The sequence below is a fragment of the Streptomyces sp. NPDC055239 genome (genome assembly GCF_053606205.1).
Map to the genome: position 1 here is coordinate 412,982 of NZ_JBSGRD010000001.1, position 13,254 is coordinate 426,235.

Below are 13,254 nucleotides of genomic sequence, written 5' to 3' on the forward strand. Positions count from 1 at the left end.
GGGAGAGGGGCGGAGGCCGGTCAGCCCTTGAGGCCGCTGGAGGTGACGGAGCGGATGAAGGCCTTCTGTGCGAAGAGGAACGCGATCAGGACCGGAAGCACGGTGATCACGTTGCCCGCCATCACCGCGGACCAGCGGGTGTGGTGCTGCCCCTGGAAGGTGGTGAGACCCAGCTGCAGCGTGTACTGGGTGTCGTGGTTGATCGCGATCAGCGGCCAGGTCAGGTCGTTCCACGTGGTGAGGAAGGTCAGTACGGCCACCGTGGCGAGCGCGGGCCGTGCGAGCGGCAGCACGATCGACCAGAGGACCCGCAGCCTCGAACACCCGTCGATCCAGGCGGCCTCCTCCAGCTCCCTTGGCAGGGAGAGGAAGAACTGCCGCAGCAGGAACACCGCGAACGGCGTGACGAGGGACGGCACGATCAGAGCGCCGAGGGTGTCGATGAGGCCCAGCTTCTTCATCACCAGGAAGGTGGGGATCATCGTCAGCTGGAAGGGCACCGCCATCGTGGCCAGCATCAGGACGAGCAGGGCCCGCGAACCACGAAAGCGCATCCGGGCGAACGCGTACCCGCCAAGGGCGCCGAAGACGAGGTTCGATGTGACCGCGATGCCGGAGACGATCGCCGAGTTCAGCAGCCAGCGCGGGAACATGGCGTTGCCGAGCACATAGCTGTAGCCGCCGAAGTCGATGCGCGAGGGCCACAGCGCGGGCGGGAACCTGTTGATCTCCGCGTCGCTCATCACCGAGCTGAGAAGCAGCCAGATCAGCGGCACCGCGAAGAGCAGCGCAAGCGGCGCGAGCACCATGTGCCAGCCGTTGAAGGGCAGGCGGAATCTGCGGTGCGGCAGAGCGGCGGGTTCGGCGGCCCGGCGCGCGGTGGCCTCGGGCGCGGTGGTGGTCGCGGTCATCAGGCGGCTGCTTTCGTACGAGGGGTGCGCTCACGGCCGCGGGCCACGCGCAGCACGGCGGCCACGACGAACAGGGCGAGCGCGAGGACGTAGGCCGATGCCGCCCCGTACCCGGCGGTGAAGTTCTTGAAGGCCTGCTCCCAGATGAAGTAGACGATCACCGTCGTGGAGCCGAGAGGGCCGCCCTTGGTGGTCACATAGACCAGGTCGAAGACCTGAAGGGCCTGGATGGTCTGCCACAGGAGCAGGAACGTGCTGACCGGGGCGAGCGTCGGCAGCGTCACGTGCCGCAGCAGCTGCCACCGCCCCGCGCCGTCCAGGCGGCCCGCCTCGACCAGTGACTGGTCGACGTCCTGCAGCGCGGCCAGGTAGATGACGGTGCACAGGCCGGTGCCGCTCCACAGGGTGATGGCCACCAGCACGAACAGCGCCTGCGAGGAGTCGGTGAGGAAGCCCTGGGGCGAGAGCCCCAGGCGGTGGAGCACGGAGTTGGCCGCCCCGAAGTCCGGGTCGAGGATGAACGAGAACAGCACGCCCTGGGCGGTGGCCGAGATGACGAACGGCACGAAGAACAGGGTGCGGTACAGGCCGACGAAACGGATCCGCCGGTTCAGGGCGAGGGCGAGGGCGAGTCCGATGACGATGCTCAGGGGCACGTACAGGACCGTGTAGAGCAGGGTATTGCGCACGGCCTGGCTGAAGTTCGGGTCCTGGGCGAGGGCCCGGTAGTTGTCGAGGCCCACCCAACGGCTAGGCGTCACCAGGTCGTTGGCCTGGAAGGAAAGGAGCAGGGACCACACGACCGGCAGGACGCTCAGGCCGAGGATGACGAGCACCGAAGGGGAGATGAACGCCCAGGCGGTGGCGGTCTCACCGCGGCGCCTGCGGCGCAGGGCGCGTTGGCCTTCCGGGTCCGGGGGCAGGGTCAGTGGGCGGGGAACTGATGGCATGTCGGTGTCCTCAACGCGGTATCAAGAGGGCGGCGTTGGCCTCGCTCGCGCAGGAACGCACCGCGTCGGCGGGGCTCTTGCGGCCGAGCAGCACGGAGACGACCGCCTGCCCGAGGGACTGGGAGATACGGGGGTAGGCCGGGTGCACCGGACGTACGCGCGCGGAGGCGAGCGCCTTGGTCCACACCGGAAGCCCCGGCATCTGCTCGGTGTGCTCGCGCCAGGCCGGGCGGTCCTGGCTGCGGCGGCTCAGCGGAAGGCTGCCCGCCTCGACGGCCCACCGGCTGTCCTGGCCGGGCTGGTTGAGCCAGGTGACGAAGGTGCGGGCCGCGGCCTTGCGGGCCGTACCGTTGTCGAACACCGTCCAGGTGTCGGGGCCCGAGATGGTCGCGGGGCGACGGCTGAAGCTGGGCAGGGGCACCACGTGGTAGTCGACCTTGGCCTGGGTGATGTCCGGCAGCTGCCAGGGCCCGGTCGCCACCATGCCCATCCGGCCCGACAGGAAGACCCGGTACATCTGCTCGCTGCCCGGCTTGGGGTCGACGTAGACGCTCTTGTCGCGCACCAGGTCCCGTACGACCTCAAGGGCGCGCACGCCCTCCTTCGCGAAGCCGATGCTGTGCCCGTCGTCGCCGATCACGTCGCCACCCAGGTCCCACACCATCGGCCACATGCGCCACACGGTGTCCTCGTCCCCGGTGCCGGGCCAGCCGGTGCCGAACCGTCCCTTGGAGGCATCGGTCAGGCGGCGCGCGGTCTCGGTGAACTCCTCCCAGGTCCAGCCCGCCTCGGGCAGATCGATCCCGGCCTCGGCGAACAGCTTCTTATTGCAGACCACGGCGAGACAGTCAAGAACCGCGGGCACCGCCCTGACCCGGCCGTTGATGGTGACGGCCTGCCGGGCCGGCGCCCAGAAATTGCGCCACGGCGTCGGGCCCTCGCTCACCTGCGAGGTCAGGTCGACGACCTCGGGGCTGCGGGCGACGCTGGCCAGGTCGGAGCCGAAGACGTAGGCGATATCGGGGTACGAGCCGGAGGCGAGCGCCGCCGTGATCTTCTGCAGCATGGCGTCGGCGAGCACGCCGCCGCCCATGTCGACGTTGATGTCCGGATGGGAGCGGTGGAACCGCTCGACAAGGCCCTTGAGGACCTTGGCGGCGGAGTCCGTCTGGCCGTGCCACAGCTGAATGGTCACCCGCCCGTCGGGGCCGACCCCGTCCGCGGACCCCGTGCCGCAGCCCGCGAGCGCACCTCCCCCCGCCACGAACGCCGCCGCGCCACCCGCACGCAGCAGACTGCGCCGCGACGGTTCTCCCGGCGCTCGGGGTACTGCAGCCATCACTACCTCCAGGGGGGATCGGTGCGCCCGCGGCGCGGGAAGGCCGTGGGACGGGACGTCACACGGCGGGGAGGGCGTGGGTCAGCAGGTCTTGCGGACGTATCCGCTGCTGCCCGCGGGCGACACGTCGACGTCGCGGCGCACGATGCTCAGCTTGTCGCCCCAGCCCGCGCAGGCCTTGCGCAGACCGTCGGCCGAGTACTCGATGACCACGACGTCGTCGCCGAACGCGGAGGTGTAGTCCCCGCACTCGTCGTACACGCCGCACTCCTCGGCGACGGCGAAGTCGAGACCGGTCTCGTCGCGCGCGTCGGCCAGCTGCGGGGTGTTCTTCTGCGCGGCGGCCAGGCCCTGCTCGTGGGCGCGTGCGGAGAGCAGCTTGACGAAAGACTTGGCCTGGGAGGCCGTAAGCAGGTCCGGGAAGCGGGTGAAGGTGTCGTAGTTGTCCGGCTCGATCGCCTGGAAGCCCTTGTCGGCGCAGCCGTCGATCCAGCCGCCGACCTTGGCGGCGATCCGCTTGCGCTTGTCGGCGGTGCGGATGTCCAGGACGGCCTCGCCCCAGTCGCCGTCGTACACGACGTCGCCGCCGGCGTCCCGAAGCAGCAGATCGTCGTCCCAGTCCCCCTCGGCCCCGGGCTGGGCCTGGAAGGCGTTGAGGTAACAGATGTTGTAGAGGCCGGACGCGGGGGCGTCCGAACGGTCCCGGCTGACGACCTTGACCCCTGAAGGAGGCGTGTACGCGCCGCCTATCTGGTAGTCGAACCCGGCATGAGCCGGCGGCAGCGCGACATCGGACGGGCCTGCGGACGCCGTCGAAGGGAGGGCGAGGAGGCAGGCGGCAGCGGTGGCGGTGAGGGCCGCTGACGCGGCGATACCCCTGCGCGTAACACGGTTGAGGCTCATCTCAGAGCTCCAGATATCTGAGGGCACGTCCCCGCCTCGGACACGCGAAAGGGTCCTGGCGACTTAGTCCGGGCTCATGGCCGAGGCCAACTACCGGCTAGGCGTACCTCTGCGCCGAGTGCTCGACATCGGCGTGCCAGGGAGTTAATCGAGCAGCTTCAGTCATGTCAAGAGAAGCGGACTGAGGAGCACTTGGTGAAATCGCGCAGAAACGCGCAGTAATTCTGCGAGACTCTGCTCGGAACGCAGATGGGGGACTATGCTCGCCCCGTGCTGAGAAGCGACCGCCATGCGCGGATACTTGAGCACGTCTCTGCCCAGGGCAGCGCGGACGTGCAGCAGTTGGCAGGGCTGCTCGGGGTCTCGCAGGCCACCGTGCGCCGTGACCTGGCGCAGCTGAGCGAGCAGCGGCTGCTCGAGCGCACGCACGGCGGCGCGGTCCTCGGCGGTCTGAGCATCGAGGTGCCGCTTCAGCACCGGGTCGACCAGCGCTCCCCGCAGAAACAGGCCATCGCCCAGGCCGCCGCCGACCTGGTCCCCGCCGGTGCCGTGGTCGGTCTCACCGGCGGCAGCACCACCACGGAGGTGGCCCGGCTGCTCGCCGACCGCGGGCCCGTCACGATCGTCACCAACGCCGTCAACATCGCGGCGGCCCTCGTCCTGCGCCCGACGGTCACCCTGATCGTGGTCGGCGGCACCGCCCGCAGCGAGAGCTACGAACTGGTCGGGCCCATCGCCGAGAAGACCCTCGCCGACCACCACACGGACATCGCGTTCCTCGGCGTGGACGGCATCAGCGCCGCCCACGGGTGCACCACGCACGACCAGTTGGAGGCGGCCACCGACCGCGCCTTCGCGGGGCACAGCAGCCGCACCGTCGTCGTCGCCGACCACACCAAGATCGGCAGGGCGACGTTCGCCAAGATCTGCCCGACGGTCGGGGTGCACACCCTTGTCACCGACGCCGGGGCGCCCGGGGACGAACTCGACGCGATCGCCGCTGTCGGCGTGCAGGTCACGGTCGTATGAGCCGCTGGGTGAGTCGTCGTGCGAGTCGCCTTACGGGCGCCGTCAGTGCGCGATGGAGTCGATCAGTTCGCGGGCGCCCTGGCGAAGCAGCGTCACCGCCACGGACGTGCCGAGCGTCGCCGGATCGAGCGGACCCGCCCACTCGTGGGCGTTGAGGACCGTCTTGCCGTCCGGGGTGAAGACGCGGGCGCGCAGCGAGAGATCGCCGCCCCGCTCGCAGCGCGCGTACCCGGCAATGGGGGAGTTGCAGTGCCCCTGCAGCACATGCAGGAACATGCGCTCGGCGGTCGCCTCACGCCAGGCCTCGGGGTCGCCGAGCCCCGACACGGCGTCGATGGTCTCGGTGTCGTCCTCGCGGCACTGGAGCGCCAGGATTCCCGCGCCGATCGGCGGGCACATCGTCTCCACCGACAGGACCTCGGTGGCCACGTCCATACGGTCGATGCGTTCGAGCCCCGACACCGCGAGCAGCAGTGCGTCCGCGTCGCCCGCGGCCAGCTTCTCCATCCGGCGCCCGGCGTTCCCGCGCATCGGCACGCACTCCAACTCCGGGTGCGAAATGGCGAGCTGGGCGATGCGGCGCACCGAGGACGTACCGATGCGGGTTCCCGCGGGCAGCTCGTCCAGGGTGAGCCCGCCGGGGTGGATGAGCGCGTCGCGGATGTCGTCCCGCTTGAGGAACGCGGCGAAGGTGGTGCCCGCGGGAAGCGGCCGGTCCGCCGGTACGTCCTTGACGCAGTGCACCGCGAGATCGGCCTCGCCCGCGAGCAGCGCCGCGTCGACCTCCTTGGTGAACGCGCCCTTGCCGCCGAGCTTCGCGAGGTCCCCCATCCAGCGGTCGCCGGAGGTCGTGACCGGCACGACCTCGGTGCGGATACCGGGGTGCAGTGCGGCGAGTTCGGCGCGTACGCGCTCCACCTGGGCAAGTGCCATGGGGGAGGAACGGGAGACGATGCGGATCAGCTCAGGAGCGGACATGCGCCCCACGATAGGCGCTCGCAACAGAAGCCTGGTAAAGGGCTCCTCGGTCGGCCCTGCCTCTGGTAACGGTCGGTCCCGGCGTGCGCCATGCCCCCGGCCCTCATAGCGTGAGAGGCAGTCGGCCACCGTGCCCGCGTCTGCGCAGGTCCCGGCGTCAGTCCCCTGGGAGGTCCCATGTCCGCCGCCGTCCACCAGCAGTCCCCGATCGTCCTCGAACGGATGGCTGCCACCCATCTGGCCGACGTCCTCGCTCTGGGCCGCGAGCTGTACGACACCTCGGTGAAGCCGTACACGTCCTGGTCCCTCTCGGCGATCGCCGGGCACATGGACGCCGACGCGTCCTCCTGCTGGGTGGCGCTCGACGGTGACTCTCTCGCCGGGTTCGTCCTCGGCTCGATGGGATTCGATCAGCGTACGGACTGGGGGAACCTGGAGTGGATCGCCAGCGCCCCCGCCTACCAGGGGCAGGGGGTCGCGAGCCATCTGGTGCAGGCCTGTTGCGCGACGCTGACGGCCGCCGGTGCCACCGCCGTCGTGACGGACGTCGAGTCACGCAACACCGCGTCCGCGGCGCTGATGCGGCGCAACGGCTTCAAGGAGAGCGTGTCGGTGACTCTCTTCGTGCGTGACGCGCCCGACGCCATGGTCTGACAGGTGTCTTATCCCCCGGCACAGTCCTTCCCCGGCTCCAACGGCGGTGCGTTGACGCCCAGGTGAGACTTGCAGCGCGGCCTGTTCCCCGTTTCCTCGTGCCAGGAGTCCGGACGCGGGCGGATGAAGACCGCCGCCGTCGCCGCCGCCAGGACGAACAGGCCCGCGCAGCCCAGCGCCGCCTTGCCGAACGCCGTGTTCAGCGCGTCCGGATCCGCGTACGCCGTCCCGGAGAGGCCCACCGCAAGCGGCAGCGCGGCGACGACGAGCATCTGCGCGACCCGCGCCGCGGTGTTGTTGACGCCGCTCGCCAGGCCCGCGCGCCCGGCGTCGACCGAGGCGAGGACCGTCGCCGTCAGCGGAGCCACGAAAACGGCCATCCCCAGGCCGAGGACCACGACCGCGGGCAGGACCGCCGTGACGTACGAGGCACCGGGCTCGATCCGCAGCATCAGGAGCGCTCCTGCGCCCGCGATCAACGGGCCCGCGACCAGCGGCAGCGTGGGCCCGATCCGCCGCGAGAGGTCGCCCGCGGCGGCCGAGAGCAGCAGCATCAGGACCGTGATCGGCAGCGTCGCCGTGCCCGCCTGCAGTGCGTCGTAGCCGAGCGTCGTCTGCAACTGCACCGGCAGCATGAACAGAAGCCCGCCGATGGCCGCGTACAGGCACAGCGTCATGACGTTGGCCGCGCTGAACAGGCGGGAGCGGAAGAGGGAGAGCGGCAGCATCGGGTTGCGGCGGCGGTGCTCGACCATGACGAAGGCGATGCCCGCCGCGAGTCCGCCGAGCCCCGGCAGGAGTGCCGCCGCCTTCGACGAGTCGCCCGACGCACCGATGAGCGAGAAGCTGATGCCCGCCAGGAACAGCGCCGCCAGGCACGCCCCCGTCACGTCGAACGGCTTCTCCGTGGCGCCCTCGGCCCGGCTCTCCGGCACATGACGGACGGCGAAGAGCACGAGCGCGGCCAGCGGCACATTGATCAGGAAGATCCACCGCCAGCCGGGACCGTCGATCAGCCAGCCGCCCAGGAAGGGCCCGATCGCGCCCGCGACCCCGCCGAGCCCCGACCACGCGCCCACCGCACGCGCCTGGTCCTGCGGCCGGAACGACGTACGCACCAGGGCGAGCGAACCCGGCGTGAGCAGCGCACCGCCGATGCCCTGCAAGGCCCGTGCCGCGATGAGCATCCCCACGTTCTGCGCGAGCCCGCACAGGGCGGAGGCGACGGCGAACCACACGACGCCGATGACCAGGGTGCGCCGCCGCCCGATGCGGTCGCCGAGCGCCCCGCCGAGCAGCAGCAGGGCCGAGAGCGTGAGCATGTAGGCGCTGACGACCCACTGGAGGGACGCGATCGAGGTGTCCAGGTCACGGCCGAGCGTGGGCAGGGCGACGTTGACCACCGTGCCGTCCAGCATCGCCATGCCGGACGCGAGTACGGCACAGGCGAGCACCCAGCGGCCCCGCACGGACGCCAGCGCGACACCGCCGTCGCCGCTGTCCTTCTCGGCCGCCTCCGATACCGATGTCATCGCCCCACCGTCCTACATGTGCACCGCTCCACCGTCCGCGTCCGAGTGGACCGGAGCTCCCCGGCGGTACAGCACGACCGTAACGAGGAGTCCGACCGCGAAGAAGACCGCCGACCACCAGTACGCGGTCGAGTAGCTCTCCATCGCCGACTGGGCCTGTACCTCCGGCGTCGGCTGCTTGCCCACGAGGTAGTTGGCCGCGGCGCTGGTCGCGAGGGAGTTGAGCAGGGCCGTGCCGATCGAACCACCCACCTGCTGGCTGGTGTTGACCATCGCCGACGCCACACCCGCGTCATGCGCGGCGACGCCCGCGGTCGCCATGCTCATCGCCGGGGCGAAGACCAGACCGAGGCCGAGACCGGCGACGAGCAGCGGCGGCAGTACGTGCGCCGCGTAGGTGCTGTGCACGTCGAGGGCGGTGAGCCAGGCCATCGAGGCCGCCGCGAGGCCCATGCCGAGGGGCACGATCGGCCGCGCGCCGAACCGCGGCACGAGCGAGTTGGTCGTGACGACCGAGATGACCACCATCACGGCGACCATCGGCAGGAACGCGAGCCCTGTCTTGACCGGCGTGTAGCCGAGGATCTGCTGGAGGTAGTACGTCAGGAACAGGAAGACACCGAACATGCCGGCGCCCGAGATGAACATGGCGAGGAACGACGCGGCACGGTCACGGTCGAGCACCACCCGCAGCGGAAGCAGCGGATGCGCGGCCCGCGTCTGCCACCAGGCGAAGGCGGCCACCAGGACGGCGCCGACCACCAGGAATCCCCAGGTCTGTACGTCGCCCCAGGCGTGCGATTCGGCGTTGGAGAAGCCGTAGACGATGCAGAAGAGGCCCGCGGAGACCAGCACGGTGCCCGGGACATCGAGCTTGGGCCGGTCGGCGGGCCTGCCGCCCTGGAGCAGCCGGGCGCCGCCGAGCATGGCGAGCACCGCGAAGATCAGGTTCACGTACAGGCACCAGCGCCAGTCCAGATACTCGGTCAGTACGCCGCCAAGGAGAAGGCCGACCGCGCCGCCCGCGCCCGCGATGGCGCCGTAGATGCCGAACGCCTTGGCCCGTTCCTTGGGGTCGGTGAACGTCGTGGTGAGCAGGGAGAGCGCGGCGGGCGCGAGGAGGGCGCCGAAGACGCCCTGGAGGGCGCGGGCCACCACCAGCATGGTGAAGCTCGTCGCCGCGCCGCCGAGGGCCGAGGCGAGCGCGAAGCCGGCGAGACCGGCGAGGAAGACCACTTTGCGGCCCACCAGGTCGGCGATGCGGCCGCCGAGGAGCAGCAGGCTGCCGAAGGCGAGTGCGTACGCGGTGACGATCCACTGGCGGTTGCCGTCGCTGAACCCGAGGTCCCGCTGGGCCGATGGCAGTGCGATGTTCACGATCGTGGCGTCGAGGACCACCATGAGCTGGGCGATGCCCACGACACCGAGGATCAGCCAGCGGTGCTCGTGGCGCCCGCCGCTCGGCTGTGGGGGAGCGGAGGCGCTGGATCCTGCGGTATCCACCGCATCGAAGGGGTCCGGCGCGGGCGAGCGGTCCATCGGTGCCTCCAGACGCCCCCATCACACAAGACATCCCTGTCACACCGTAGATGCGCTGCTCGGAGCCCGCGACCGGAGCCCGGTGCCCGGCGGTCAGCTCTGCGGCTCGCTGATGTTGACCATCCAGGGGATGCCGAAGCGGTCCGTACACATGCCGAAGACGTCGCCCCACATCTGCTTCTCCAGCGCCACGGCCACCGAGCCGTCGGCGGAGAGCTTCTCCCAGTAGCCGCGCAGCTCGGCTTCGTCGTCCCCGCTGATGCTCACCGAGAAGTTGTTGCCCGGGTCGTGCTCCATACCCGGCGGGGTGTCGGCGCCCATCAGGGTGAAGCCGTTCGGCGCTTCCAGCATGCCGTGCATGATCTTGTCGGCGACCGGCGTGCCCTGCTGGCCGGCTTCGCCGAAGGTGTTGAGGGCAAGCTCGCCGCCGAAGACCTCCCTGTAGAACTCCAGAGCCTGGCGGGCATCGCCGCCGAAGCTGAGATACGGGTTGAGGCGCGAGGCCATGAAAACCTCCCAGAACGGGGTGAACGGTCAGTTGCGCGGAGAGTAGCGCGGCGCACTGACAACGGCCCGGCGAGCTGGGCCGCGTCGGGCGAGGGGTGCGGGCATGGGGCACGTCATGCCATTTGTCGCATCCGGTTATTCAATCTTCATCGAATCCGGTCCGGCATCCGGACGGACCTCTTGTGTGCGGACTGTATGCGAAATACGTTCTGCCGTATTCCTTGATCGTCCACGATCAGCCCGGAACCACCCTGGCGGAGGTACCTACCCGTGCGCCGAAAAACGGTTGCCCTGGCGGCAGTTGCCCTGGTGATGTCCACAACGGCGGGCTGCGGCTCCTTGCAGTCATCGGCCACCGAGGTCGGCGCCGAGCGCATGACCGACGACCGTCCCGTGCGCGACGGTGGAACCCTGACCGTCGCCCTCCTCTCCGACCCGGACAAGCTCGATCCGACCCTCGCGCAGACCCTCGTGGGCCGCACCGTCTTCGCCGGGATGTGCGAGAAGCTCTACGACATCGACGAGCACGGGACCGTGATCCCGCAGCTGGCCACCGCCCTGCCCAAGACGTCGAAGGACGGCCGCACCGTCACCTTCGGCGTACGTAAGGGCGTGAAGTTCAGCGACGGCACGAAGCTGGACGCGGCCGCCGCCGTCACCTCGCTGCTGAGACACCGCGACCTCGCGGGCTCGGCGCGCGCCACCGAACTCGCGCCGCTCGCCGACGCGGAGGCGACCGGGCCGTACACGGTGAAGCTCACGCTCAAGCAGGCCTACGTCCCCCTCCCGGCCGTCCTCGCGGACCGCTCCGGCATGGTGATGTCACCGGCCGCGCTCAAGAAGTACGGCAAGAACTTCACCAACCACCCGTCCTGCGTGGGCCCGTTCAAGTACGTGGAGCGCGTCGGCGGCGACCGCATCGTGCTCGCCAAGGACCCGAACTACTACGCGGCCGACCAGGTCCACCTCGACAAGGTGATCTACAAGCCGATACCCGACGGCAACGTCCGCCTGGCCAACCTGCGTTCCGGCGACATCCAGGTCGGCGACCAGATGACACCCGTCGACGTACGCAGCGCCCTGACCGAGCCGGGGCTCCAGCTCTTCAGCTCACCCTCGCTCGGCTACCAGGGCATCGGCCTCAACGTCGGCAACGTCAAGGGCCTCGGGGAGAAGCCGGGGCGCATCGACACGCCTCTCGCGCGTGAACCGCGGGTCCGGGAGGCCTTCGAGCTCGCCATCGACCGGGATGTCATCAACAAGGTCGTCTTCCAGGGCATGTACGAGCCCGCCTGCGGTCCCGTATCGCCCGAGTCCGCCATCGCCCCCGGCGTCAAGGCGTCGGCCTGTCCCGAGCGCGACGTCGCCAAGGCCAGGCAACTCCTCAAGGAGGCCGGGGTGAAGACCCCCGTCCGCATCGAGTTGAAGGTGTCCACGGCGCCGGAGTTCAGCCGGCTCGGCCAGGTCATCCAGGCCATGGCCAAGGAAGCGGGGTTCGCCGTCACGCTCCGCCCCACCGAGTACGCGACGATGCTGGAGGAGACCGACTCCGGCCACTACGACGCCTTCCTCAGCGGCTGGTCGGGGCGGCTCGACCCGGACGGCAACATCGCCAGCTTCCTCCAGACACGCGGCGCGATGAACGCCTACGGCCTCTCGGACCCGGCGATCGACCGGCTCGTCGAGCGTGGTCGCACCGAGGCCGACCCGAAGGAACGCGCCGAGATCTATGCCGAGTTGACCCAGCGCGCCCGTGAACGGCGTGGGCTCATCTACCTCTACCGGCAGAAGAACTACGTCGTCGCGGGCAAGGACGTCGCAGGCGTCCGCGTCTACAGCGACGGCCTGGTCCGCGTCACGACTGCGGGGTACACCCGATGAGCCTGAACTCTTCACGGATGAACCCGCTGCGCCTGCGCGCCGCACGGCCGAGCCCGGTGCGCCTCAGCCCCATGGCGTCCTATCTGGTGACCCGGGTCCGCCAGTCCCTCATCACACTCGTCCTGGTCAGCATGGTCGTCTTCGCCGGTATCCGCGCCCTGCCCGGCGACCCGGCGCTCGCGCTCGCCGGTGAGGAGCGCACCCCTGAGGCGCTCGCCGCGATCCGTGCGAGCTACGGCCTGGACGACAACATCGTCGTCCAGTACGGGCGGTTCATCGGGCACGCCGTCACCGGCGACCTCGGCACCTCCTCACGCACCGGCCTGCCCGTCGCCGACGCGATCACCGCCGCCCTGCCCATCACCCTCGAACTGGCCGCCCTCTCCCTGCTCCTCGCGGTCGTGGTCGGCATCGGCGCGGGCATCGTCGCCGCTGTGCGGCGCGGCAAGCCGGAGGAATGGCTTGCCAACGCCCTCGCCCTCCTCGGGCTCTCCATCCCCACCTTCTGGCTCGGCATCGTCCTCGTCCTCGGATTCGCCATCGCCGTGCCGGTCTTCTCGGCCTCCGGATACGTGCCGTTCGCCACCGACCCGCTCGACAACCTGCGCCGCATGGTGCTGCCCTCGATCGTCCTCGGCTCGGGTCTCGCGGCCGTCGTGATGCGCCAGACGCGGGCGGCGATGCTCGACTCGCTCTCCGCCGACTACGTGCGCACCGCGCGGGCCAAGGGCCTCTCGCGGCGCGAGGTCATCGGCGGGCACGCGTTGCGCAACTCCCTGGTCACCGTCGTGACCGTGCTCGGTCTCCAGCTCGGCCACCTCATCTCCGGGGCTGTCGTCACCGAGCAGATCTTCGTCCTGCCGGGCTTCGGCAAGCTCACCATCGACGCCGTCTTCACCCGCGACTACGCGACCCTGCAAGGCGTGGTGCTCTGCACGTCCGCCGCGTACATCCTCATCAATCTGCTGGTCGACGTGGCGTATTCGGTCATCGACCCGCGCATCCGGCTCGGAGGTGCCCGGTGACGACAG

The 13,254-nt window shown here is 70.2% G+C and carries 12 protein-coding genes; 4 read left to right on the forward strand and 8 right to left on the reverse strand.

All coding sequences use genetic code 11. The features are described from left to right. Positions 1-20: 20 nt before the first annotated feature. The 4 genes from ACWFRJ_RS01720 to ACWFRJ_RS01735 all read right to left on the reverse strand — a co-directional run bounded on the left by ACWFRJ_RS01720 (position 21) and on the right by ACWFRJ_RS01735 (position 4,103). Complete coding sequence (locus ACWFRJ_RS01720) at positions 21-911, reverse strand: carbohydrate ABC transporter permease (protein WP_453523992.1); 891 nt, start codon at positions 909-911, stop codon at positions 21-23. Then, entirely contained in the window at positions 911-1,861 is a 951-nt protein-coding gene (locus ACWFRJ_RS01725) for a carbohydrate ABC transporter permease (RefSeq protein WP_453523995.1), read from the reverse strand. The genes ACWFRJ_RS01720 and ACWFRJ_RS01725 overlap by 1 nt, the downstream gene beginning before the upstream one ends. Positions 1,862-1,871: 10 nt before the next feature. Further along, positions 1,872-3,200: an ABC transporter substrate-binding protein gene (locus ACWFRJ_RS01730; RefSeq protein ID WP_453523998.1), complete on the reverse strand. Its 1,329-nt coding sequence runs from the start codon at positions 3,198-3,200 to the stop codon at positions 1,872-1,874. An 81-nt stretch (positions 3,201-3,281) separates the two neighbouring features. Beyond that, on the reverse strand, positions 3,282-4,103 hold the full coding sequence (locus ACWFRJ_RS01735; RefSeq protein WP_453524001.1) for an endo alpha-1,4 polygalactosaminidase: 822 nt from the start codon (positions 4,101-4,103) through the stop codon (positions 3,282-3,284). Positions 4,104-4,373: 270 nt separating this feature from the next. On the opposite strand from ACWFRJ_RS01735, the gene ACWFRJ_RS01740 reads away from it, so the two are divergent. Then, complete coding sequence (locus ACWFRJ_RS01740) at positions 4,374-5,132, forward strand: DeoR/GlpR family DNA-binding transcription regulator (RefSeq protein ID WP_453524004.1); 759 nt, start codon at positions 4,374-4,376, stop codon at positions 5,130-5,132. Between the two features lie 42 nt (positions 5,133-5,174). On the opposite strand, the gene hemC is transcribed toward ACWFRJ_RS01740, so the two are convergent. Further along, complete coding sequence (gene hemC, locus ACWFRJ_RS01745) at positions 5,175-6,110, reverse strand: hydroxymethylbilane synthase (RefSeq protein WP_453524007.1); 936 nt, start codon at positions 6,108-6,110, stop codon at positions 5,175-5,177. 177 nt (positions 6,111-6,287) lie between these two features. Between hemC and ACWFRJ_RS01750 the strand changes: the two genes are divergently transcribed. After that, positions 6,288-6,764, forward strand: a complete 477-nt coding sequence (locus ACWFRJ_RS01750) for a GNAT family N-acetyltransferase (RefSeq protein ID WP_453524010.1) — start codon at positions 6,288-6,290, stop codon at positions 6,762-6,764. A gap of 8 nt (positions 6,765-6,772) precedes the next feature. Here ACWFRJ_RS01750 and ACWFRJ_RS01755 read toward each other — a convergent pair whose 3' ends face one another. The 3 genes from ACWFRJ_RS01755 to ACWFRJ_RS01765 all read right to left on the reverse strand — a co-directional run bounded on the left by ACWFRJ_RS01755 (position 6,773) and on the right by ACWFRJ_RS01765 (position 10,342). Further along, positions 6,773-8,296, reverse strand: coding sequence for an MFS transporter (locus tag ACWFRJ_RS01755; RefSeq protein WP_453524013.1), 1,524 nt, complete (start codon positions 8,294-8,296; stop codon positions 6,773-6,775). Between the two features lie 12 nt (positions 8,297-8,308). Continuing rightward, on the reverse strand, positions 8,309-9,835 hold the full coding sequence (locus ACWFRJ_RS01760; RefSeq protein WP_453524016.1) for an MFS transporter: 1,527 nt from the start codon (positions 9,833-9,835) through the stop codon (positions 8,309-8,311). 93 nt (positions 9,836-9,928) lie between these two features. Further along, a complete protein-coding gene (locus tag ACWFRJ_RS01765; protein ID WP_453524019.1) occupies positions 9,929-10,342 on the reverse strand; it encodes a VOC family protein in 414 nt (137 codons plus the stop codon). Positions 10,343-10,612: 270 nt separating this feature from the next. On the opposite strand from ACWFRJ_RS01765, the gene ACWFRJ_RS01770 reads away from it, so the two are divergent. Next, on the forward strand, positions 10,613-12,223 hold the full coding sequence (locus ACWFRJ_RS01770; RefSeq protein WP_453524022.1) for an ABC transporter substrate-binding protein: 1,611 nt from the start codon (positions 10,613-10,615) through the stop codon (positions 12,221-12,223). Between the two features lie 71 nt (positions 12,224-12,294). Continuing rightward, positions 12,295-13,248: an ABC transporter permease gene (locus ACWFRJ_RS01775; protein ID WP_453525039.1), complete on the forward strand. Its 954-nt coding sequence runs from the start codon at positions 12,295-12,297 to the stop codon at positions 13,246-13,248. The last annotated feature ends 6 nt before the right edge of the window (positions 13,249-13,254 follow it).